This is a genomic window from Micromonospora sp. RP3T, assembly GCF_003027925.1.
Lineage (GTDB): Bacteria > Actinomycetota > Actinomycetes > Mycobacteriales > Micromonosporaceae > Micromonospora.
Map to the genome: position 1 here is coordinate 90,518 of NZ_PYPS01000014.1, position 22,812 is coordinate 113,329.

19 protein-coding genes are annotated in these 22,812 nt (G+C 74.3%); 5 read left to right on the forward strand and 14 right to left on the reverse strand.

The annotated features are described in order from the left end of the window. Positions 1 to 26: 26 nt before the first annotated feature. Positions 27 to 1,034, reverse strand: a complete 1,008-nt coding sequence (locus C8054_RS13750) for a DNA primase (RefSeq protein ID WP_107157181.1) — start codon at positions 1,032 to 1,034, stop codon at positions 27 to 29. A 116-nt stretch (positions 1,035 to 1,150) separates the two neighbouring features. Here C8054_RS13750 and C8054_RS13755 point away from each other — a divergent pair, with 116 nt between their 5' ends. After that, a complete protein-coding gene (locus C8054_RS13755; protein WP_107157182.1) occupies positions 1,151 to 1,492 on the forward strand; it encodes a PadR family transcriptional regulator in 342 nt (113 codons plus the stop codon). Between the two features lie 46 nt (positions 1,493 to 1,538). Here the strand turns inward: C8054_RS13755 and C8054_RS13760 are convergent, their stop codons facing one another. The 10 genes from C8054_RS13760 to deoC form a co-directional block, all read right to left on the reverse strand. Beyond that, positions 1,539 to 2,222: a permease prefix domain 1-containing protein gene (locus tag C8054_RS13760; protein WP_107157183.1), complete on the reverse strand. Its 684-nt coding sequence runs from the start codon at positions 2,220 to 2,222 to the stop codon at positions 1,539 to 1,541. 59 nt (positions 2,223 to 2,281) lie between these two features. Next, a complete protein-coding gene (cydC, locus tag C8054_RS13765; RefSeq protein WP_107157184.1) occupies positions 2,282 to 4,123 on the reverse strand; it encodes a thiol reductant ABC exporter subunit CydC in 1,842 nt (613 codons plus the stop codon). A gap of 55 nt (positions 4,124 to 4,178) precedes the next feature. Then, positions 4,179 to 5,861 (reverse strand): thiol reductant ABC exporter subunit CydD, encoded by a 1,683-nt coding sequence (cydD, locus tag C8054_RS13770; RefSeq protein WP_107157185.1) that lies wholly within the window; start codon positions 5,859 to 5,861, stop codon positions 4,179 to 4,181. Next, a complete protein-coding gene (locus C8054_RS13775; RefSeq protein WP_107157186.1) occupies positions 5,858 to 6,865 on the reverse strand; it encodes a cytochrome d ubiquinol oxidase subunit II in 1,008 nt (335 codons plus the stop codon). Before C8054_RS13775 ends, cydD begins: the two co-directional genes overlap by 4 nt. Positions 6,866 to 6,876: 11 nt before the next feature. Further along, the gene (locus tag C8054_RS13780; protein WP_107157187.1) at positions 6,877 to 8,124 is read right to left on the reverse strand and encodes a cytochrome ubiquinol oxidase subunit I; all 1,248 of its coding nucleotides are present in this window, start codon (positions 8,122 to 8,124) and stop codon (positions 6,877 to 6,879) included. 108 nt (positions 8,125 to 8,232) lie between these two features. Beyond that, positions 8,233 to 9,138, reverse strand: a complete 906-nt coding sequence (locus C8054_RS13785) for a M56 family metallopeptidase (protein WP_107157188.1) — start codon at positions 9,136 to 9,138, stop codon at positions 8,233 to 8,235. Positions 9,139 to 9,147: 9 nt separating this feature from the next. After that, a complete protein-coding gene (locus tag C8054_RS13790; RefSeq protein WP_107157189.1) occupies positions 9,148 to 9,564 on the reverse strand; it encodes a BlaI/MecI/CopY family transcriptional regulator in 417 nt (138 codons plus the stop codon). A gap of 90 nt (positions 9,565 to 9,654) precedes the next feature. After that, on the reverse strand, positions 9,655 to 10,479 hold the full coding sequence (locus C8054_RS13795; protein ID WP_107157190.1) for an aldehyde dehydrogenase family protein: 825 nt from the start codon (positions 10,477 to 10,479) through the stop codon (positions 9,655 to 9,657). Beyond that, positions 10,472 to 11,902, reverse strand: a complete 1,431-nt coding sequence (locus tag C8054_RS13800; RefSeq protein ID WP_107157191.1) for an aldehyde dehydrogenase family protein — start codon at positions 11,900 to 11,902, stop codon at positions 10,472 to 10,474. The genes C8054_RS13795 and C8054_RS13800 overlap by 8 nt, the downstream gene beginning before the upstream one ends. 5 nt (positions 11,903 to 11,907) lie before the next feature. Further along, a complete protein-coding gene (gene deoC, locus C8054_RS13805) occupies positions 11,908 to 12,867 on the reverse strand; it encodes a deoxyribose-phosphate aldolase (protein ID WP_107157192.1) in 960 nt (319 codons plus the stop codon). Between the two features lie 134 nt (positions 12,868 to 13,001). Here deoC and upp point away from each other — a divergent pair, with 134 nt between their 5' ends. Both upp and C8054_RS13815 read left to right on the forward strand, forming a co-directional pair. Beyond that, a complete protein-coding gene (gene upp / locus C8054_RS13810; protein WP_107157193.1) occupies positions 13,002 to 13,634 on the forward strand; it encodes a uracil phosphoribosyltransferase in 633 nt (210 codons plus the stop codon). 138 nt (positions 13,635 to 13,772) lie between these two features. After that, positions 13,773 to 14,465 carry a GPP34 family phosphoprotein gene (locus C8054_RS13815; protein ID WP_107157194.1) on the forward strand — a complete coding sequence of 231 codons (693 nt, stop codon included), beginning with the start codon at positions 13,773 to 13,775 and terminating at the stop codon, positions 14,463 to 14,465. 69 nt (positions 14,466 to 14,534) lie between these two features. Here C8054_RS13815 and C8054_RS13820 read toward each other — a convergent pair whose 3' ends face one another. Together C8054_RS13820 and C8054_RS13825 are read right to left on the reverse strand one after the other, a co-directional pair. Continuing rightward, entirely contained in the window at positions 14,535 to 16,199 is a 1,665-nt protein-coding gene (locus tag C8054_RS13820) for a phospho-sugar mutase (RefSeq protein WP_107157195.1), read from the reverse strand. A gap of 49 nt (positions 16,200 to 16,248) precedes the next feature. Beyond that, complete coding sequence (locus C8054_RS13825; RefSeq protein WP_107157196.1) at positions 16,249 to 18,267, reverse strand: serine/threonine-protein kinase; 2,019 nt, start codon at positions 18,265 to 18,267, stop codon at positions 16,249 to 16,251. A gap of 203 nt (positions 18,268 to 18,470) precedes the next feature. Between C8054_RS13825 and C8054_RS13830 the strand changes: the two genes are divergently transcribed. Beyond that, a complete protein-coding gene (locus tag C8054_RS13830) occupies positions 18,471 to 20,054 on the forward strand; it encodes a methylmalonyl-CoA mutase (protein ID WP_107157197.1) in 1,584 nt (527 codons plus the stop codon). 486 nt (positions 20,055 to 20,540) lie between these two features. Beyond that, positions 20,541 to 21,800 carry an amidohydrolase gene (locus C8054_RS13835; protein WP_107157198.1) on the forward strand — a complete coding sequence of 420 codons (1,260 nt, stop codon included), beginning with the start codon at positions 20,541 to 20,543 and terminating at the stop codon, positions 21,798 to 21,800. Here C8054_RS13835 and C8054_RS13840 read toward each other — a convergent pair. Beyond that, positions 21,757 to 22,728 (reverse strand): DUF4349 domain-containing protein, encoded by a 972-nt coding sequence (locus C8054_RS13840; RefSeq protein WP_107157199.1) that lies wholly within the window; start codon positions 22,726 to 22,728, stop codon positions 21,757 to 21,759. The genes C8054_RS13835 and C8054_RS13840 overlap by 44 nt on opposite strands. Between the last annotated feature and the right edge of the window lie 84 nt (positions 22,729 to 22,812).

Genomic DNA, 22,812 nt, shown 5'->3' on the forward strand with positions numbered 1-22,812 from the left:
CAGAGACTGATGCTCCCCGCTCCGGGTCAGTCGCGCCAGTCCACGACGGCAGAGATCTTGCCGACAATGGTGCGCCAACCCAAACTTGCGGTTTGTGCCCCGATTTTCTTCAGCCGGCGACGACCCAGGAAACCACCGATCCCGCCGTTGACGGAAGCGCGCAGCGCCTCGTCCAGATCGTCCAGGCTGGAGCCGGCGGAGAGCATGTCCAGAACGGCCGGTAGTCGCAGGGCGTACGCCAGGTCACGGGCGACCTCGCCAGCCTCGATCAGCAGCGCCGGATCCCACGCGTCGTGCCCGCCGCGCAGGTTCTCCACGACCAGGTCGAGTTCGTAGGTGTCCTCGTCCAGCGGGGCCACGTCGGCCGGTTCGAGCCGTTCGGACAGTTCATTCCAGCTGTCCAGTTGAGAGAGGTCGTTGGGCGCACCGGAACGGATGAAAGTGACAAGCGACTCCGGCGTCTTGAAGAGCAGCAGCCGCCCCTTGTGGGTGAGGAAGACCGGCACCTCCTCGTCGCCCGCGGCGTCGTCGTCCTCGTCCGCCTCGTCGTCGTCGCCCGCCTCGTCGTCGCCGGCCTTGTCGTCGGCCTCGTCGTCGGCGGCGTCGGCGTCCGCGTCGGCCTTGCCGCGGCGGCGCTTCCCGTCGGACTTCTCGTCCTCGTCGTCCTCCTCGGCGGAGAGGGCGGCGAACTCCTCGTCGAGGATCACCACCTCCTCGTCCTCCTCCTCGGCCTCGACGATCTGGCGGCGGGCCAGGAAGGGGTCGTCCTGGTCGCGCTCGGCGACGTCGGTCGGGGTCAGCTCGCGCGCCGGCCGGTAGGCCCGCAGCGTGAAGCCGGTGCCGGCGGGCAGGGCGATCTCCACCGGGTCGATCCGCACCTCGTCCCAGAGTGCGCGGTCCGCCGCCGGGCGGTCGACCTCGACCTCGTCTGCTGCGGCCGAGGTGTCGGTGTCGTCGAGCTCGGGCTCGTCGGCGTCGGGCCGTTGGGGCGACTGGCGGGCCACGCTGACCTCCGTGTGCGTTCGGGTGCCCACCCGGCGGCGTCGCGCCGCCGAGTGACTCTGCGCACATACCCTAGTGGGCAACCCGTTCCGACCGGGAGCCGCACCCCGGTGGCGTCCCGAACGCCCGACAAGTAGGCTTTCTACGCATGAGGGCGCAGGCGCTGCACGGACACCTGGACGCACTGCTGCTGGCCGTGCTGGAACAGGGCGCGCAGCACGGCTACGCGATCATCGAGGCGTTGCGGGCCCGCAGTGGCGGCACGCTGGACCTGCCCACCGGCACCATCTATCCGGCGTTGCGCCGGCTGGAACGGGCCGGCCTGGTGGCCGGCACCTGGAGCACCGTCAACGGCCGGGAACGGCGCACCTACCAGCTCACCGACGCCGGCAGCCGGGCACTGGCCGGGGAACGGGCCGGCTGGCGCGAGTTCAGCGCCACCGTGGGCCGCTTCCTCGGCCCGGCCGAGCCGCCCGCGACGCCCGCCTGAGCCGCCCGCGACGCACCGCCCGCCCGCGGTGCCGGCCTGGGGCGCCTCACCGACGGGCGAACCGTGGGCCGCGCGCGCTGAGCAGCCACCAGCGGGCCGACCGGGCCAGTGAGAACCAGGCCGCCGACGCCACCACCGCCCCGATGATCATCGGCGGCCAGGTCAGCGCCGCGTCCCACAGCCGCACCGACCAGCCGAACAGCGCACCGCCGGCGAGCGCGCCGACCAGCAGCCCACCGGTCAGCCCGAAGCCGACCGCGCGGGCCGACCGGACGAGCCCCGGCGAGTCCCGTCGGGCGGCGAACGCGCCGAGCGCCAGCCCGGCCAGCGCCAGCCCGGCGATCGTCCCCCAGATGCCGTGTATCGACGAGGCGAGCAGCAGGTAGCCCGCCGGCGGTCGCGGGCCGGCGCTCCAGCTCGACCCGTGCCAGGTGAGGTCCCCGGCGGCGATCAGCACCGCGGCGACCGCGAGCGTACGCAGCGCCAGCCCGCGCAGCGCGCCGGCGGCCAGCTCGGCCTGGAAGCCCGGCGCGAGCTGGCCGACGGTGCCGAACTCGGCCACCGCACGCCGCTCCGCCTCCGCCCGCGACAGGCCGCCCTCCCGGTACGCCTCGACGGCGTCCTCCAGCGCGTGCCGCGCCTCGGTCAGCAGGTCGGCCTTGAGTCGGGTCGGCCCGTGCAGCCGCCCGGACAGCTCACGCAGCCGGTCCTCGACCGGTAGCTCCCACATGGTCACCAGCCTGCCACCCGGGGAACGTCGGCGCGTCCGGGAATTCCCCCATTGCGGGCTCAGGGGGCGAGCGCCAGATAGCCGCGCTCGGCCGCCGCCTGGCGCAGCCACTGGTCGCGGTACCAGCCGGGGCGCGCCACCAGCTCCTCGTGCCGGCCGCGCTGCACCACGCCGCCGTCCTCCAGCACCACGATCTCGTCCAGCCCGGCCAGGCCGCTGAGCCGGTGGCTGATCAGCAGCACCGAGTGCCCGGCCGGAGTGGCGGCCAGGGTGGCGGCGAGCACCGCGTCCGCCGCCGCCGGGTCGAGGCCCTCGGTCGGTTCGTCCAGCACCAGCACCGGCGGGGCGGCCAGCAACGCCCGGGCCAGCGCCAACCGTTGCCGCTGCCCGCCGGAGAGCTGCCCGCCCTGCTCACCGACCACGGTGTCCCAGCCCTCGGGTTGGTCGCGTACCCAGTCCAGCAGCCCGGCCGCCCGGGTGGCCCCGGCCAGGTCCGCGTCGCCGGCGTCCGGGCGGCCCAGCAGCAGGTTCTCCCGCACCGTGGCGTGGAAGACGTACGCCTCAGCGAGCAGGCCGCCGACCAGCCGGGGGAGCTGACCGGCCGGGTGCTCCGCCACCGGTACGCCGCCGACGGTGACCCGACCGGCGTCGGGGTGGACCGCGCCGGTGAGCACCGCGGCCAGCGTGCTCTTGCCGGCCCCGCTCGGACCGACCACGGCCACCCGACGGCCGGCCGGCAGATCGAGGTCGAACCCGGCCAGCGCGGGCGCGGCACCGGCCCGGTAGCGGACCGTCACCCCTTCGAAACGCACGTCGTGGCCGCTCGGCGCCGGCCCCGGGAGGCCGGACGGGGCCGGTGTCGCGGGCTCGGTGAGCAGGTCGGCGACCCGGGCCAGGCCGGCCCGGAGCTGGGTCCGTTGCCGGGCGGCGGCGACCAGGGCGAGCGCCACCTCGACAGCGGCCAGCGTGCCCACCGCGAGCACGCCGACCAGCACCCCGCGCACGTCGGCGCGCAACGCCACGAGCACCACGGCGGCGGCGGTGAGGCCACCCACCAGCACGCCCGTCGCGTCCACCGCGAAGCCGACCGCGGCGAGCCGGCGTTCCAGCCGGGCCAGCCGGTCGGCCCGCCCGTTCGCGGCGGTCAGCGCGGCGCCGGTCGCCCCGAACGCGGCCAGGTCGGCGGCGCCGTGGGTGAGGTCGACCGCGTCCACCGCGAGCGCGCCTCGCAACGGGGCCACCTCGTCGGCGGCCCGACGGGTGAGCCGGGTGGCCAGCGCGGGCAGCGCCACCCCGGCCACCAGCAGGCCGACCGCGAGCACGCCGGCGGCCGGCGGTGAGATCAGCGCGGCGCCACCGACGGCGAGCACGCTGACCAGCGCCGCCGCCGCACCCGGCACCAGCACCCGCAGGAGCAGGTCCTGGGCCGCTTCGACGTCGGAGACCAGCCGGCTGAGCGCGTCCCCGGTACGCCGGTCGGCGGCGTCCCGCCGGGCCGCGAGCGTGGCGAAGACCCGGGCCCGGAGGTCGGTGATCATGCGGAGCACGGCGTCGTGCCCGGCGAGCCGTTCGGTGTAGCGGAACACGCCCCGGCCGACCGCGAGCGCCCGGACCGCGACGATGGCCACGGTGAGCCGGTCCAGCGGCGGCCGGCCGGCGGCGCTCATCAGCAGCCAGGTGGCGGTGGCCATCAACGCCAACCCGGCGAACTCGGTGGCCGCGGCGAGCAGCCCGGCGCCCAGCAGCCGGCCCAGGTACGGCCGGGCCAGGCGCAGCACCGCCCGCTCGGCGCCCGGACGGGCGCGCGCCGGCGGCTCCGGCGCGCCGGACGGCTCCACCGGGACCCCGGTCGGCCCGGCGGGCACCCGGCCCACCGGCGTGACGCCGTCGCCCGCGGTCATCGGGCCACCGCCGGGCGGGCGTCACGGCCGGTCACCGTCGTGCGGGCGCGCGGGGTCACCGGGGCACCGCCGGGCCGGTGGCGGTCGAGCGCAGTTCGGTGACCCGGCCGTCCTCGACGCGCAGGATCCGGTCGGCGTCGGCCAGCAGCGCGGGCCGGTGCGCGACGAGCAACGCGGTCCGGCCGGCGACCAGCCGGCGGGTGGCGTCCAGCACCACCGCCTCGCTGGCGCTGTCCAGCCGGGCGGTCGGCTCGTCGAGCAGCACGAGCGGGGCGTCCCGCAGGAACGCGCGGGCCAGCGCGACGCGCTGCCGCTGCCCGCTGGACAGGCCGTGGCCGCGCTCGCCGAGCCGGGTGCCGAGCCCGTCGGGCAGCGCGCTGACCACCTCGTCCAGCGCGGCGTCGGCGACGGCGACGGCCAGCGCGTCGTCCGGGGTGTCCGGCGCCCCGAGGCGGATGTTGTCGGCCAGGGAACCGGCGAACAGGTGCGCCCGCTGCGGCACCCAGGCCACCTCGCGGCGCCAGGCGTCCGGGTCGGCCCCGGCCAGGTCCGTCCCGTCGACGGTGACCCGGCCGGCGGTCGGCGCGACGAAGCCGAGCAGCAGGTTGAGCAGCGTGCTCTTGCCCGCGCCGCTGGGCCCGATGATCGCCACCCGGTCACCGGGCCTGATGGTCAGCGTGACGTCGCGCAGCGCGGTCGTCCGGTCGTACGCGACGGTCACGCCCTCGAAGCGGATCTCGCCGCGGCCGTCCGGCGCCGTGCGCCCGGCGGTGGCCGGGGCGGTCGGCGCGTCGGTCGCGGACAGCGTGAACGCCTCGTCCAGCGCGGCGAGCCCCTCCATGCTGGCGTGGAACCGGCTGCCGGCGACCCGCAGCGGAAGGTAAGCCTCCGGGGTGAGCAGCAGCACCAGCAGCGCGGTGGAGAGCGTGATCCCGCCGCCGAGCAGCCGGATGCCGACCGGCACCGCGACCAGCGCGACGGAGAGCGTGGCGACCAGCTCCAGCACCAGCGCGGAGAGGAACGCGATCCGCAGCGTCCGCATGGTGGCCTCGCGGTGGCCGTCGGCCATCCGGCGCACCACGTCGACCTGGGCCCGGGCCCGGCCGAACGCGCGCAGGGTGGGCAGCCCGGCGACCATGTCGAGGAAGTGCCCGCCGAGCAGCGACAGGCGCCGCCACTGCCGTTCGGTGGCGGCCTGCGCCTGCCAGCCGAGCAGCGCGCCGAAGATCGGGATGAGCGGGATGGTGAGGGCGATGATCAGCGCCGAACTCCAGTCGGCGAACACGATCCGGGCCAGCACCGCTGCCGGCACGGTCACGCTGAGCACGAGCTGGGGGAGGTAGCCGGTGAAGTAGGGGTCGAGCGCGTCCAGGCCGCGCCCGGCCAGCGTGGCGAGCTGCCCGGCCCGCCGGCCGGCGACCCAGGTGGGACCGTGCCGGCCGACCGCGCGGAGCAGGTCGGCCCGGAGCGCCGCCTTGACCGTCGCGGCGGCCCGCGCCGCCACCGTGCCCTGTGCCCAGCTCACCAGCGCCCGGGCCGCTACCGCGGCCAGGAAACCGGTGAGCGCCGGCCGGTGCAGCCGCCCGTCGATCGCGGTGGCCAGCAGCGTGGCCAGCGCGGTGGCCTGGGCGACCACCAGCAGCGCGGTCAGGCCGCCCAGCGCCGCGAGCACGGCGAGGTCGCGCCGGGCCGCGGGGACCCGGCGCAGCAGACGCGGATCGAACGGGCGGCGGTTCACCAGTACACCGGTGCCCGGCCGTCGATCCGTCCTCGGAACACCCACCAGCACATCGCCTGAAAGCCTAGTAGGGCCGGCAGGAGCGGCAGCACGAGCCAGCCCAGCAGCGCCAGCGTCGGGCGGCTGGCGGCGGCCCCGGCGACCGTCAGCGAGGCCGCCGGGTCACCGGTGGCCACCAGGATCCGGGGCCAGAGCGCGGCCCCGACCAGCGGCGCCGGCAGCGCCAGCGCCGTCGCGGTCGCCGCGAACGCCACCCCGGCCCGGCCCCGGCGCAGCGCCGCGCGGGCCACCAGCAGCGCCGCCACCACCACCAACGGCAGGAGTACGGCGAGCGCCGGTCGCGCCACGGCGGCGCGTACCCGGTCGGAGAGCAGGCCCAGGACGGTGGTCGCGGCGACCGCGGTGAGCGCGGCGGGCACCAGGCCGCGGGCCAGCCGGGCGAGGGCCGGGGCGTCGGCGGGTGGCAGCCGGAGCGTGAGGAACGTCGCACCGTGCACCGCGACCAGCGCGAGCAGCGTCAGCCCGGTGGCGGCCACGAACGGGGTCACCACGTGGCCGACGCCGGCCACGTGCCCGTCGGCGGTCAGCGGCACGCCCTGGAGCAGCCCGCCGAGCAGCGCGCCCCAGCCCAGCGCGGCCAACACGCCGCCGACCACCACGATCCGGTCCCAGCCGGCCCGGGTCGCCTCGCCGCCGGCCCGGCCACGCAACTGCACGCCGGCGGTGACCAGCACCACCCCGGCCAGCGCGCCCAGCACCACCGGGTAGAAGCCGGCGAGCAGCTCACCCTCCAGCGTGGGGAACGCGCCGAACAGGATGCCGACGGTGGCCACCAGCCAGACCTCGTTGCCGAGGAAGAACGGCCCGACCGCGGTGAGCGCGGCCCGACCGGTGCCCGCTCCGGCGCGCCGGGCCAGCAGCAGGCCGACGCCGTAGTCGTAGCCGCCGAGCACCAGGTAGGCGGCGAAGAAGAGGCCGAGCAGGGCGTACCAGGCGAGTTCCACGGCGGGCTCCCTCAGGCGAACACGGGCTGGTGGTGGGCGTCGGTGTCGGGCGCGGGCGGGCGGCCCAGCGCCGGGTCGAGCGCGCCCCGGGCGGCGTGCCGGGCCAGCAGCGTCCCGTTGGTGACCGCGAGCGCGCCGAGCAGCAGGCCGAAGCCGATCAGCGAGGCGAGCATCAGCGCGGGCGACACCGGCGAGACGGCCTGCGCGGTGGGCAGCAGCCCGTACGCCACCCAGGGCTGGCGGCCCACCTCGCGGGCGATCCAGCCGAGCAGCACGGCCACGAACGGCAGCGGCAGGCCGAGCAGGAGCAGCCAGAGCGGGAACCGCAGCCGGATGATCCAGTCGCGCCAGAGCAGCGGCAGCAGCAGCCAGACACAGCCCAGCGCGAAGCCGATCAGGATCATGAAGCCGAGCCCGACGCTTGACAGCACCGGCGGCGCCCAGTCGCCCGGGCCGAACCGGGCGGTCCAGTCGGCGACCATCGCCTCCCGGCCCGGCCCGCCGCCGAACTTGGTGGGCTGGAGCTGACCGACCGGGCCGAACTGGGCGAAGCCGAAGCCCTGCAACGCGCTCACCGCGAGCGCCGCGGTGACCAGGCCGAGCCGCAGCGAGGTGCGGAACAGCAGAAAGTCCGGGGTACGCCGGAGCAGGTGCCACGCGCTGACCGCGGCCATCAGCAGCCCGCCGGTGACCAGGCTCGCGGAGACCACGTGGCCGAACGCGAAGCCGAACGTGGGGTTGGTGACCAGCGCGCCGAAGTCGGTGAGGTGGGCCACGCCGTCGCGTACCTCGTAGCCGACCGGGTGCTGGAGCCAGGCGTTCGCCACCATGATCCAGAACGCCGAGGCGTACGCGGTCAGCGCGACGCCCCACAGCAGCGCCAGGTGCACGCCGCGCCGCAGCCGGTGCCACCCGAAGATCCACATCCCGAGGAACGTGGACTCCAGGAAGAACGCGACCAGCGTCTCGATGGCCAGCGGCGCGCCGAACACGTTGCCCACGTAACGCGACAGGCCGCTCCAGTTCAGCCCGAACTGGAACTCCATCACGATCCCGGTCGCGATGCCGAGCACGTAGTTGATCACGTAGAGCTGGCCCCAGAACCGGGTCAGCCGCTCGTAGACCGGCTTGCCGGTGAGGTAGCCGGCGGTCTGGAGGCCGACCAGCAGCGTGACCAGGCCGAGCGTGACCACCACGAACAGGAAGTGGATCGAGGTGGTGGTGGCGAACTGGAGGCGGGCGAGGAGCAGGGGGTCCATGGCGCGTTCTCCCACGGGTTGGCTCGCTTGTCATAGGCACCCTACACGTAGACTTTCTACCTATCCGGACCCGGGAACCCGGAGCAACCCCGTAGGGGGCGGCTCAGGTCAGCTCAGGAACAGGGAGACCGGCAACGCGACGAGCGTGCCGGCGACGGCCAGCGCGGTGGCGCCGAGCACCCGGGGCGGGCCGTCCGCGACCAGCAGGCGCTGCACCCGTACGTCGAGGTCCCGGTCGCCGATGCCGAGCGTGCCGGCCGGCGTCACCCGGTGCCCGGCGGCGGCGAACCGACGCAGCGCGCCGGCCAGCGGCTCGTTCGCGTGCAGCTCCCGGGCCTTGTCGTCGGCGCGCATCTCGACCAGCAACGCCACCCGGGCGTGCGCGTCGCGCACCCAGCGGAACCAGGGCAGCGCCCGGCACAACGCGGTGAACGGCAGCAGCACCAGGTCGTGCCGCTCCTGCGCGTGCGCCCGCTCGTGGGTGAGCACCGCCGCCAGCTCGGCCGGGTCCAGCAGGTCGACGGTGCCGGCGCTCACCACCACCCGGGGACGCACCCCCGGCAGGCAGTACGCCGCCGCGCTCGGATGGTCGAGCACCAGCGCGCCGGGCACGGTCGGGTCGCGCCGCGCCACCAGGCTCAGCAGCTCCCGGTGCCGGCGCTGGGCGCGGACCGCACCGTGCACGGCGCGCGCGGTGGTGGTGACCAGCACCGCGCCGATGCCGAAACCGACCCCGACCAAGCTGAGGTGCACCGCGCCCACGCCGGCTGGCAGGGTGCCGTGGGCCAGGTCGTCACCGAGCGCCAGCAGCGCGCCCCCGGTCGGCCGGTCGTAGGCGGCCAGCCCGACCGCCATCGGCAGCCCCATGGCGGACAGCCCCAGCGCCAGCCCGACCGCCTGCCAGCAGACGATCGCCACCCGCGGCGCGTGCCACGTCCACCGCGCGGCGGCGAGGACCTGCGCGGTCAGCCAGCAGGCCAGAATGGTCGCGGCGAAGTGCACGGCGTACGCCACGGCAGCCGCCTACCGGTCCGTCGCCTCGTCGAGCGCCGGCCCGCCCGGTCGCGGGTCGGCCAGCCCGGCCTCGGCGCCGAGCGCGGCGCGGAGCACGTCCGCCTCCGTGCCGGTGACCGAGCGGGCGAAGCGCACCAGCGCGGCGTCCCGGCTGCCGCCGAGATCGAGCGCGTCGAGCATGAGCTGGGCGATGTGTGCCTCGCGGGTGGCCGCCGGCCGGTACCGCCAGGCCCGCCCCTCCCGTTCGCGCTGGACCATGCCCTTGCCGGCGAGCCGGTCCAGCACCGTCATCACGGTGGTGTAGGCCAGCTCACGCCCGTCGAGGGCGTCGGCGACCTCGCGCACGGTCACCCCGTCCGACGTGGCGGGCACCGAGTCCCACAGCACGTCCATCACCGCACGCTCAAGGTCCCCCAGCCGAGTCACCCGCCAATCCTACCCCCCGTAGTAGACCCGTCCCCGCCCCCCGTGCCCGCCTCCTTGCGCTGATGCACGGATCTTGAGGGGTGAGGCGGGTCAGACGCCCTTGGGGTGCCAGACGGTCTTGGTCTCCAGGAGCGTGGTCATCCGGGTCAGGCCCGGGTCGGTGTGCCAGTCGTGGTCGGCCGGGGCCGGCCGGAGCACCCGCTTGAGGTTCTCCGCGGCCTTGACCTCCAGCTCCACCGCCAGCTCGGCGTCCGCCACACCGGTCAGGTCGATCGCGTTGACGTCCATGTGCGCGGCGAGCGTCGGCGCCGTCTCGGTGATCCGGCCGGTGAGGATGTTCACCACGCCACCGGGCAGGTCGGAGGTCGCCAGCACCTCGGCCAGCGTCACCGCCGCCAGCGGCGCGGCCGGGGAGGCGGCCACCACCACCGTGTTGCCGGTGACGATCGCCGGGGCGATCACGCTCACCAGGCCGAGCAGCGCCGGGGACTCCGGGGCCACCACGGCGACCACGCCGGTCGGCTCCGGCGCGGACAGGTTGAAGTACGGGCCGGCCACCGGGTTCGCCCCGCCGTAGACCTGGGGGAGCTTGTCGGACCAGCCGGCGTACCAGACCCAGCGGTCGATCGCGGCGTCCACCTCGTCGGCCGGGACGCCGAGCGCCACGAACTGCTCGCGCCGGCCCTCCAGCATCTCGGCGACCCGGTAGAGGATCTGACCCCTGTTGTACGCGGTCGCCCCGGCCCAGCCCTTCACCGCGGCCCGGGCGGCGACCACCGCGTCCCGCGCGTCCTTGCGGGAGGCCAGCGACACGTTGGAGTCCTGCACGAGATACGACCGTCCCGACTCGCTGCGCGGGAACTTCCCGCCGATGAAGAGCTTGTACGTCTTGCGTACCGCGACCCGCTCAGACATTGAGGTACGCCTCCAGCCCCTGCCGGCCGCCCTCGCGACCGTAGCCCGACTCCTTGTAGCCGCCGAACGGTGAGGTCGGGTCGAACTTGTTGAACGTGTTGGCCCACACCACGCCGGCGCGCAGCCGGTCGGCCACCCACAGGATCCGGGAACCCTTGTCGGTCCAGATCCCGGCCGACAGCCCGTACGGCGTGTTGTTGGCCTTCTCCACCGCCTCCGCCGGGGTGCGGAACGTCAGCACGGACAGCACCGGGCCGAAGATCTCCTCGCGGGCGATCCGGTGCGCCTGGGTGACGCCGGTGAAGATGGTCGGCGCGAACCAGAACCCGCGGTCCGGCAGCTCGCACGGCGGCGACCAGCGCTCGGCCCCCTCGGCGGCGCCGACGTCGGACAGCTCGCGGATGCGCGCCAGCTGCTCGGCCGAGTTGATCGCGCCGACGTCGGTGTTCTTGTCCAGCGGGTCACCGACCCGCAGCCGGGCCATCCGGCGCTTGAGCGACTCCAGCACCTGCTCGGCGACCGACTCCTGGACCAGCAGCCGGGACCCGGCGCAGCAGACGTGCCCCTGGTTGAAGAAGATGCCGTTGACGATCCCCTCGACCGCCTGGTCGACCGGGGCGTCGTCGAAGACGATGTTGGCGGCCTTGCCGCCCAGCTCCAGGGTGAGCTTCTTACGGGTGCCGGCGACCGCGCGGGCGATGGCCTTGCCGACCTCGGTGGAGCCGGTGAACGCGACCTTGTCCACGCCCGGGTGCTCGACCAGCGCGCGGCCGGTGTCGCCGGCCCCGGTGACGATGTTGACCACGCCGGCCGGCAGGTCGGCCTGCTGGCAGATCTCGGCGAACAGCAGCGCGGTCAGCGGCGTGGTCTCGGCCGGCTTCAGCACCACCGTGTTGCCGGCGGCGAGCGCCGGGGCGATCTTCCAGGCCAGCATGAGCAGCGGGAAGTTCCACGGGATGACCTGCGCGGCCACCCCGAGCGGCTTCGGGTCCGAGCCGAAGCCGGCGTGCCCGAGCTTGTCGGCCCAGCCGGCGTAGTAGAAGAAGTGCGCGGCGACAAGCGGCAGGTCGACGTCGCGCGACTCCTTGATCGGCTTGCCGTTGTCAAGCGACTCCAGCACGGCCAGCTCGCGCGAGCGCTCCTGGATGATCCGGGCGATCCGGAACAGGTACTTCGCCCGGTCCCGGCCCGGCATCGGACCCCAGACCTGCTCGTACGCCGTCCGGGCGGCCCGGACCGCGCGGTCCACGTCCGCGCTGCCGGCCTCGGCGATCTCGGCCAGGACCTCCTCGGAGGCCGGGTTGATCGACTTGAAGCTGCCACCGTCGGCCGGGTCGACGAACGTTCCGTCGACGAAGAGCCCGTACGAGGGCCTGAGGTCGACCACCGAGCGCGACTCGGGGGCGGGTGCGTATTCGAACATCGCGGTCAGTCCAGGGTGAAGTAGTCGGGGCCGGCGTAGACGCCGGTCGTCAGCTTGGTGCGCTGCATCAACAGGTCGTTGAGCAGGCTGGACGCGCCGAACCGGAACCAGTCCGGGTCGAGCCAGTCGGCGCCGACCGTCTCGTTGACCATGACCAGGTACTTGATCGCGTCCTTGGTGTTCTTGATGCCGCCGGCCGGCTTCACGCCGACCTGCCGCCCGGTGGCGGCGCGGAAGTCGCGGACCGCCTCCAGCATCACCAACGTCACCGGCAGCGTGGCCGCGACCGGGACCTTGCCGGTGGAGGTCTTGATGAAGTCGCCGCCGGCCAGCATGGCGAGCCATGACGCGCGCCGCACGTTGTCGTAGGTGGCCAGCTCGCCGGTCTCCAGGATCACCTTGAGGTGGGCGTCCCCGCAGGCGGACTTGGTGGCGACGATCTCGTCGTAGACCTCGGCGTAGCGGCCGGCCAGGAACGCGCCCCGGTTTATCACCATGTCGATCTCGTCCGCGCCGGCCTCGACGGCCGCCCGGACGTCGGCGAGCTTGATCTCCAGCGGGGCCTGCCCGGACGGGAACGAGGTCGCCACGCTGGCCAGGTGCACAGTGCTGCCGCGCAGCACCTCGGCCACGTACGGGACCATCGCCGGGTAGACGCAGACCGCGCCGACGTGCGGGCAGCTCGGGTCGGCGGGGTCGGGGCGCAGCGCCTTGGCCGCCAGCGCCCGCACCTTGCCCGGGGTGTCGGCCCCTTCGAGGGTGGTCAGGTCGACCATCCGGATGGCCAGGTCGATCGCCTCGGCCTTGGCCGTGGTCTTGATGGAGCGGGTGCCGAGCTGGGCCGCCCGCTGCTCCGCGCCGACCTGGTCCACGCCCGGCAGGCCGTGCAGGAAGGTCCGCAGAGCGGTCTCGGATCGTCCCAGCTCGGAGAGGTCCGACCGGGCCGACGTCGCTGTCGCCGTCATGCCCCGAATAGTACGCACCCGCGAGTCGAGTGATCTTGGTCACGCCCAACTGGTCGCGGGCGTCACGTGAGCGGCGTCGCTGGTCCGCCCGCACCCGCCGTACGCCGGGCCGGGGACCGGTAGGTTGAGCGATCGTGGACGTACACGTCATTGACCATCCGCTCGCCCAGACGCGGCTGACCGCCATGCGGGACGCCCGGACCGACTCCTCGTCGTTCCGGGCGGCGCTGCGCGAACTCACCACCATGCTGGTGTACGAGGCCGCACGCTCCTTCCCCGTCGAGAACTACTCGATCCAGACCCCGGTCACCGCCACCGAGGGCACCCGGCTGGCCAACCCGCCGCTGCTCGTGCCGGTGCTGCGGGCCGGGCTCGGCATGGCCGACGCCGCGCTCGCCCTGGTGCCCGAGTCGTCGATGGGCTTCGTGGGCCTGGCCCGCGACGAGGAGACGTACGAGCCGCGCGCCTACATGGAGTCGCTGCCCCGGGACCTCAGCGGCCGGCCGGTGCTGGTGCTCGACCCGATGCTGGCCACCGGCGGCTCGCTGGAGCACTGCTGCCGGCTGCTCGCCGACCGGGGCTGCACCGACATCACCGTGCTCTGCGTGCTGGCCGCCCCGGTCGGCATCGAGCGGCTGAAGCGCAGCGGCCTGCCGCTGCGCCTGGTGACGGCGAGCATCGACGAGGGCCTGAACGACAAGATGTTCATCGTCCCCGGCCTGGGCGACGCCGGCGACCGCCAGTTCGGCGGCATGCCCCGCTTCTGACCCCCGTTGCCGCGGATTCACGGAAAGAGGGCGCATTTCCCCTCGGAAAGGCCCGCTTTCCGTGAATCAGGCGACCCGGGGGACGCGACCCCGGCGAGTTGGTGCGCGGGGTGCGGGGAGGCGCTAGCGTTCCGGGCCATGACTGGTGTTGCGCTCGCCGAGGAGTTGCTCCTCCTCGCGTATGACGACGAATCCGGCAAGGCCGCCATGCCCCGGATCAGCCTGGACCTGGGCATGGCCGCGGCGGTGCTGGTCGAGCTGGCCCTGGCCGGCCGGATCGCGTACGCGGAGGGGAACCTCGCGGTGGTCGACCCGGCGCCGACCGGCGAGCCGATCGCGGACGCGGTGCTCGCCAAGATCGCCGCGGACACGCCGCACACGCCGTCGTCGTGGGTCCAGCGGCTGCGGCACGGGCTGCGCGACCGGATCCTCGGCGACCTCTGCGAGCGGGGCGTGGTCCGCGACGTCGACGAGACCGAGCTGGGCTTCATCCACGTGCACCGCTACCCGGTGGCGGACGCCTCCGTCGAGGCCGACATCCGACGTCGGCTGGCCGACGCGCTGACCAGCGGGCAGCTCCCGGACGAGCGGACCGCCGCGCTCGCCACGCTGGTCGCGGTGCTGCGGATGGAGCCGGCGCTCGGGCTCACCGGCGCCGCCGCGGACGACGCCGGCAAGCGGCTGGAGGAGATCGCGGCCGGCGCCGGCTTCTCCGGCACCGTCAGCATCGACGACTCGGTGGTCCGGCCCTCGGTGGCCCTGGTCGTCGCCGCGCTCGCCCAGGCCGTCGACGCCGCCCTCGGCAAGCGTCAAGGAGGGGCCCCCTCTTAACGCCTCCGGTATAGCAGGGGCCCCCTCTCACCCTCAGGTGTTAAGAAGGGGCCCCTCCTTGCGTCGTGGTCAGAGGCCCAACGCGGCGGCGATCTCGGTGCGCAGCTCGGTGCCGGCCGCCCGGGCGCGGCTGCGGGCCGCCGGCACGTCGCCGTCGGTCACCGGCGCCACCACCTCCAGGTACGCCTTCAGTTTCGGCTCGGTGCCGGAGGGCCGGATGACCACCCGGGCGGCGTCGGTGCGCAGGATCACCACGTCCGCGTCGGGGAGCAGGTCGGACGCCTGGGCGACCGGCTGCCCGAGCAGCGACGTCGGGGTGACCGCCCGGATCCGCGCCATCGCGTCCGCGATCACCCGGAGGTCCTCCACCCGCACCGAGAGCTGGTCGGTGTGGTGCACGCCGAACTCGGCGGCCAGCTCGTCCAGCCGGTCGGTGAGCGTCCGGCCCTGGGCCTTGAGGCCGGCGGCCAGCTCGGCGACGGTCAGCGCGGCGGTGATGCCGTCCTTGTCCCGCACGTGCCCCGGCGCGACGCAGTAGCCCAGCGCCTCCTCGTAGCCGTACACCAGCGGCTCCCGGCCGCCGCCGGCCCGGACGATCCACTTGAACCCGGTCAGCGTCTCGTCGTAGGGCAGCCCGCGCGCCTCGGCCATCGCCCGCAGCAGCGTCGACGAGACGACGGTGGTGGCGTACAGGCCGGTCACGCCGCGTCGCATCAGGTGGTCGGCGAGCAGCGCGCCCACCTCGTCGCCGCGCAGCATCCGCCAGGACCCGGCGTCGCGTACCGCCACCGCGCACCGGTCCGCGTCCGGGTCGTTGGCGATCGCCAGGTCGGCGCCGGTGCGGTCGGCGAGCGCGACCAGCAGATCCACCGCGCCCGGCTCCTCCGGGTTGGGGAAGTTGACGGTCGGGAACGCCGGATCCGGCTCGGCCTGCTCGGGTACCACCCCGGGCACGCCGAAGCCGGCCCGCGCGAACGCGGCGGTCAGCACCGCCGCGCCGACCCCGTGCAGCGGCGTGTACGCCACCCTCAGGTCGCGTGGGCCGGCCGGGTCCACCACCGCGGCGGCCCGGTCCACGTACGCGGCGACCAGGTCGTCACCGAGGACCTGGCCGGCCGGGCCGAGCGGCACCCGGGCGAGCGGGCCGACCGCCCGGATGGCAGCCTCGATGCCGGCGTCGGCCGGCGGCACGATCTGCGCCCCCGCGCCCAGCTCGCCGCCGAGCTGCGCGCCCAGGTACACCTTGTAGCCGTTGTCCTGTGGCGGGTTGTGGCTGGCGGTGACCATCACGCCGGCGACGGCGCCGAGCTGCCGGACCGCGAACGCCAGCACCGGCGTGGGCAGCGGGCGGGGCAGCAGCAGCGCCGGCCGGCCCGCGCCGGTGGCCACCTGCGCGGTGCGCTCGGCGAACGCGCGGGAGCCGCGCCGGGCGTCGTACCCGATCACCAGCGGGCCCTCGCCGCCCTGGGCGGCGAGCCAGCCGACCAGCCCGGCGGCGGCCTGGGTGACCACGGCCAGGTTCATCCCGTTGGGCCCGGCGCGCAGCGGGCCGCGCAGGCCGGCGGTGCCGAACGTCAGCGGGCCGGCGAACCGGTCGGCCAGCTCGGCGGCCGTGCCGGGCAGCCCGTCGAGGACGGCGCGCAGCTCGTCCCGGTCGGCCGGGTCGGGGTCGTCGGCGAGCCAGCGCTCGGCTCGGCCGCGAAGGTCGTCAAGGTCAGTGGTGTCCGCCGCCATGGCCTCTTGATAGCACGGCGGCCGATCACCACCGGTCGTCGGCCTCGACTCAGTTGTCGGCCGTGAGCTGGAACGAACCGGCCATCGCGTCGAAGATCGGCTTGCTCTCGGCGAACCGTGCGTCGGTGGAGGAGAGGTAGAACGAGTAGACCTTGCCGTCGGAGACCAGGCCCCGCCAGATGCCGTGCCGCATGGCGTCGCCCTCGCCGCAGGTGTATTCGAGCTGGCCCGCGGTCTGGCCGGCGAGCGGCTGCTCGCTGACCGACAACTCGGTGTAGGGGGCCGGGCAGGTCTTGCTGTTCGCGGTCTTGCTCTTCAGGTTCCGCGAGGCGAACTCGGCCCAGCTGATCGAGGTGCCGCCCCACTTCTCGGCGATGACCCGCACCTTGCGGCCCTCGTCGTTCGGGTCGACGTAGTCGACGTAGAGGCCGCCGGTCTGCCGCTGCCAGCCCTTCGGCACCTGGATGGTGATGCCCTTGACGGTCTGCTCCTGCATCTCCGGCGCGGCGGCGGCCGAATTCGACGGCAACGTGCCCACGATCGGCGGCGGCGCGTCGTCACCGCCGCCGCTGGTCAGCGCGATCACGCTCACCAGCAGCACCACGGCCAGGCCGCCGGCGGCGGCGAGCTGGACCTTGCGGGGCCACGCCTTGACCCTGCCGAGCAGCCCCGGGGACGTGCCACCGCTCGCGGCCGGCGCGGTGGCCGGCGTGGTCCACGGCTGGCCGGTGCCCGGCACCGACCACTGCGCGCCGCCGCCGTACACCTGCTGGGTGGCGTCGGCGTTGCCGCCGTAGGTGGCCGGCGGGCCGGTGGGGACACGCTGGGTGGCGTCCGTGCCCGCGCCCTGGCCGAAGCGGACCGTGGTGTCCGACGACGAGATGGGCTGGGTGGCCTCGGGGGCGTCCGGCCCGGACATCGCGCCGGTCGGCGTGTGCAGCGGGCCGGCGAGCGCGTCGGCGCTGGTCTCGTCGAGCGCCGCGGCGCCGGTCGCCGGCTTCGCGGCGGGGCGCTCCCCGCGCCGCAGCGCGGCGAGGCGGTCGGTGAGCGACTCGCTCGGGCCGATCATCGCCCGGCCGCCGATCTGCCCGCTGGGCTTCGGCTCCGGCGCGGCCGGCGGCGGCGTGGTCGGGCGCGGCACCGGCACCACCGCGTACGGGTCGGTGACCGAGTTGACCGCGGTGGCGGTGCTGGTCAGCGGGCCGGCGAGCAGCTCGCGCAGCATGGCCCGGGCGCGGTGCACGTCGAGGCGGCGGGCCGGGTCCTTCTCCAGCAGGCCCATCAGCACGCCGGTGAGCGGGCCGCTGCGCTGCGGCGTGGCGGGCGGGTCCTCGACCACGGCGTGCATGGTCTCGATCGGGTCGCCCTTGTCGAACGGGGGCCGGCCCTCGACCGCGGTGTAGAGCGTCACGCCGAGCGAGAACAGGTCGCTGGGCGGGCCGAACTCCTGGCCCATGGCCCGCTCGGGGGAGATGAAGTGCGGCGAGCCGAGCACCATGCCGGGCGTGGTGAGCTGCACGTCGGTGGGCATCCGGGCGACGCCGAAGTCGGTCAGCACGCAGCGCCCGTCGGAGCAGATCAGCACGTTCGCCGGCTTGACGTCGCGGTGCAGCACGCTGAGCGCGTGCGCCACCTCCAGCGCGCCGAGCAGCGCGATGCCGATCTTGGCGACCGCGCGCGGCGCGACCGGCCCGTCCTCGATCACCATGTCGGCCAGGCTGCGGGCGTCCAGCAGTTCCATCACGATCCACGGCCGGCCACCCTCGGTGACCACGTCGTAGACCTGCACCACGGCCGGATGCTGGATCGCGGCGGCGGCGCGGGCCTCGCGCAGCGTCCGCTCGTAGAGCGCGTCGCGGTCGCTGGGGGCGAGCCCCGGCGGGAGGACGACCTCCTTGACCGCCACGTCGCGGCGCAGCAGTGTATCTGTGGCCCGCCAGACCGTGCCCATGCCGCCGTTGCCCACCGGGGATCGCAGCGAGTAGCGACCACCGATGGTGGTGCCGGGCGCCGCGCGTCCAGTGGGGGGACTGGCCGGTCCGCCGCTCCACGTCGGAATCTGAGTCACAGAAAAGCCACCGGGGGATATCGAGGGGGCTGGGACACAACCCCTCTATCTTGCTGGTTCCGACGCCCGATGCGAAACCCGACGCGGCGGGCGTTTACCTACTCGACGGTATGTGGCCAGCTACTCACCTCCGGTGGGCCGCCGGTTCCCGGTGTGCGGTATCCCTCACCCATCGAGCGGCCACCGCGTCCTACCATCCGGTAATGAGTGATGCGCGGTCAAGCGAGTCGGGTTTCCCGATCAAGGGCGTCTACACGGCGGCCGACCTTCCGGCGGACCTGGACGCCCGACTCGGTGAGCCGGGCGAGTACCCGTACACCCGCGGGGTCTACCCGACGATGTACACGTCCCGGCCGTGGACCATGCGGCAGTACGCCGGCTTCGGCACCGCCACCGAGAGCAACGCGCGTTACCACCAGCTCCTGCGGGCCGGCACCATGGGCCTGTCGGTCGCGTTCGACCTGCCCACCCAGATGGGGTACGACTCGGACGACCCGATCGCGAGCGGCGAGGTCGGCAAGGTCGGTGTGGCGATCGACTCCATCGAGGACATGCGCACGCTCTTCGGCGGGATCCCGCTGGACAAGGTCTCCACCTCGATGACCATCAACGCGCCCGGCTCGGTGCTGCTGCTGCTCTACCAGCTCGTGGCGGAGGAGACCGGGGTGCCCGGCGGGGCGCTCAACGGCACCATCCAGAACGACATCCTCAAGGAGTACATCGCGCGGGGGACGTACATCTTCCCGCCGAAGCCCTCGCTGCGGCTGGTCGCCGACACCTTCGCCTACTGCCGGGCCGAGGTGCCGAAGTGGAACACCATCTCCATCTCCGGCTACCACATGGCCGAGGCCGGTGCGTCGCCCGCGCAGGAGATCGCGTTCACGCTGGCCAACGGCGTGGAGTACGTCCGGGCGGCGCTGGCGGCCGGGCTGGCCGTGGACGACTTCGCGCCCCGGCTGTCGTTCTTCTTCGTGGCCCGCACCACGCTGCTGGAGGAGGTCGCCAAGTTCCGCGCGGCCCGTCGCATCTGGGCCCGCCTGATGCGCGACGACTTCGGCGCGAAGAATCCGAAGTCGATGATGCTGCGGTTCCACACCCAGACCGCCGGCGTGCAGCTCACCGCGCAGCAGCCGGAGGTCAACCTGGTCCGGGTGGCGGTGCAGGGCCTGGGCGCGGTGCTCGGCGGCACCCAGTCGCTGCACACGAACAGCTTCGACGAGGCGATCGCGCTGCCCACCGAGAAGGCGGCCCGGCTGGCGCTGCGGACCCAGCAGGTGCTGGCGTACGAGACGGATCTCACCGCCACCGTCGACCCGTTCGCCGGGTCGTACGTGGTCGAGGCGATGACCGACGAGCTGGAGGCGGCGGCGGTCGAGTTGATGGACCGGGTGTTCGACCACGGCTCGGCGGTGGACGCCATCGAGGCCGGCTTCCAGAAGCGGGAGATCGAGCAGTCCGCGTACCGGATCGCCCAGGAGATCGACGCGGGCGAGCGGGTGGTGGTCGGGCTGAACCGGTTCCGGGTCGACGAGGAGGAGCCGTACGAGCCGCTGCGGGTGGACCCGTCGATCGAGGCGGCCCAGGCGGACCGGCTGGCCAGGCTGCGCGCCGAGCGGGACTCGGAAGCGGTCGAGCGGGCGCTGGGCGAGCTGCGCGCCGCGGCCGAGGGTGACGCCAACGTGCTCTATCCGATGAAGGAGGCGCTGCGGGCCCGGGCCACGGTGGGCGAGGTCTGCGGGACGCTGCGCGGCGTGTGGGGGGTCCACCGGCCGAGTGACCGGTTCTGAGACGTCGGTGACGGCGGCCCCGTCGGCATCCCCCGGGTGCCCGGCGCGGGCCGCCTTTCGCATTCTGGCGGGTGTGCGATTTTGTCAGGCGGGTAACTCGTTCGGGTGAACGGGACGGACAGCATGTGCGGTCGGTGAGCGGGCGGCCATGTCACCGTCGGGAGTCGCCCGGCAGCCGACGGTTGTCGGGCAATTGTCGGAGTGGCAGTTAATTGCCGCGACTAATGCGACAATTCGGAACGACGACTCGGCTTTTGGTAATCGATGAATCGGTTACGCGTTGTAGGAGGTGGGGGGCAGATGACCGCGTCCGACCACGATCTACCTGCTGTCCCGCAGATATTCGAGCGCTCCCACCAGGGCATTCGTGACGCTGCGCGGTCCGATCGCTACGCGAAAGATGTTGCGCAGCGTCACCGTCGGGGGTCTAGGCTGTCTGCTGTTCTGCCCGATGACCCATCCCTCTCAAGTGATCGAGAATTCGACGTGACGAGTGCGTTGACGCTGCCCTCGGGCGGCCTGCTGGCGTCGTCCCGGCCCGAGGCGCCGACCGGTTCCCAGCCCCTGCCCTTCGAGCTCGACCATCTGCTCGCGCTGCGGGTACCCGGCCTCATCGCGACCCGCCGTCACATCCACTCCCACCCGGAACTGTCCGGCGAGGAGTTCGAGACGGCCGCCCTGGTGCACCGGGAACTCTCCCTCGCCGGGCTGAGCCCGCGACTGCTGCCGAAGGGCAACGGCGTCATCTGCGACATCGACGGCCGCCCCGACGGGCCGGTGGTCGCGCTCCGCGCCGACATCGACGCGCTGCCGCTGAGCGACCCGAAGGACGTGCCGTACCGCTCGACGGTGGACGGCGTCTGCCACGCCTGCGGCCACGACGTGCACACCGCCGTGCTGCTCGGCGTCGGCATGCTGCTCGCCCAGCTCGCCGACCTCGGCGAGCTGGACGGCCGGGTACGGCTCATCTTCCAGCCGGCCGAGGAGATCCTGCCCTGCGGCTCGCTGGAGGTGATCGAGGCCGGCGGCCTCGACGACGTGGTGCAGATCTTCGCGCTGCACTGCGACCCGAACCTGCCGGTCGGCAAGGTCGGCCTGCGGGTCGGCCCGATCACCGCCGCCGCCGACAACGTCACCGTCCGGCTCACCGGGCCGGGCGGGCACACCGCCCGGCCGCACCTGACCGTCGACCTGGTCGACGCGCTCGGCCGGCTGGTCACCGAGGTGCCGACGCTGATCAGTCGCCGGGTGCCGGCCAACAGCGGGCTGCTGCTGGTGTTCGGCCACGCCTCGGCCGGCACCCGCTACAACGTCATCCCCTCCGAGGCGTCCGCCGCCGGCACGCTGCGGGTGATGGACCGGGAGACCTGGGAGCAGGCCCCCAAGATCGTGGCCCAGGTGGTGCGGGACGTGCTCGCCCCCACCGGCGCCACCGTCGACCTGGAATACCTGCGCGGTCGCCCGCCGGTCACAAACGACGCCGGGGCCATCGGCGTGCTCACCGCCGCCACCGCGTCGGCGCTCGGGCCGGAGGGCATCGCCGAGACGCCGCAGAGCATGGGCGGCGAGGACTTCTCCTGGTACCTGGAGCACGTGCCCGGCGCGCTCGCCCGCCTCGGCGTCGGCCGGAACGGTCCCAACATGGACCTGCACCGGGCCTCCTTCGACGTGGACGAGCGCGCCATCGAGGCGGGCGTACGCCTCATGGTCCAGACCGCGCTGCGGGCACTGGCGGCGGCGCGCTGACCGGACCGCCGCCCGGCCCGACCGGCGGCGGTCCCATCGGGTACCGGCCGGGCGGCGGCGTCCGCCGGGCCCGCGCCCGCCGCCGCCAGCGCAGCAGGAACCACAGCGGTACGCCGATCACCACCGCGAACGGCAGCACGGCGCCGAGCACGGTGAGCAGCACGCGTACCGAGGTGAGGAACACCGCCCAGCCGCCGCCCAGCCCGGAGAGGAAGCCGAGGTCGGCACCATCCTCGGCGGTGCTGGCGTCGCGACCCAGGAACGTCACGGTGATGGTGGAGAGCGCGGTCAGGTCGGCCAGCCGGCGCTTGCGTGCCTCCAACGCGGCCAGGTCGGCCTGCCGGGTGCCCACCTCGTTCTCCAGCGTGACGAGCTGATCCACGGAACTCGCCTGGGCGAGCAGCTTGCGGGCGCTCTCCACCCGGGCCCGCTGGGTGGCGATCCGGGCGTCCAGGTCCACCACCTGCTCGGTGACGTCCTCGGTGCGGATCTCCCGGCGCTCCTGCCGGCCGTAGCCGGCGAGCTGGTCGATCACGCCGGCGAACTTGTCGGCCGGCACCCGCAGGGTCAGCACCGCCCGGGCGTCCGCCGACGAACTGGACCGCCGGTCCCCGCCGACGAAACCCCCGGCCGCGGTGACCGCGGTGGTCGCCTCCCGCGCCGCGGCGTCCACGTCGTCCACCCGCACCTGCATCGTGCCGGTGTAGATGATGGACCGTTGGTCCACCCGCAGGTCGGCGCCGCCGGTCCCGCCCGGCGCCGCCTGGTCCCGGTCCCGCGCGGCGCCACCCTCGGCAGCCGGGGCCGCCGCGTCGCGGCCACCGCTGTTCCCGTCGCTGTCCCCGCCGGCGCTGCACGCGCCCACCGCCAGCATCGCGACCAGGCCCACCGCCACCAGGGACCCGCCCCGGAGTCGTCGTCCGCCCATTCCCCGCTCCGATCGTCGTCTCGGCCCCGCCAGCCGGGACCGATACCTCGGACGCGACGCGTGGTCGCGCCGGTTCCGGCAGAC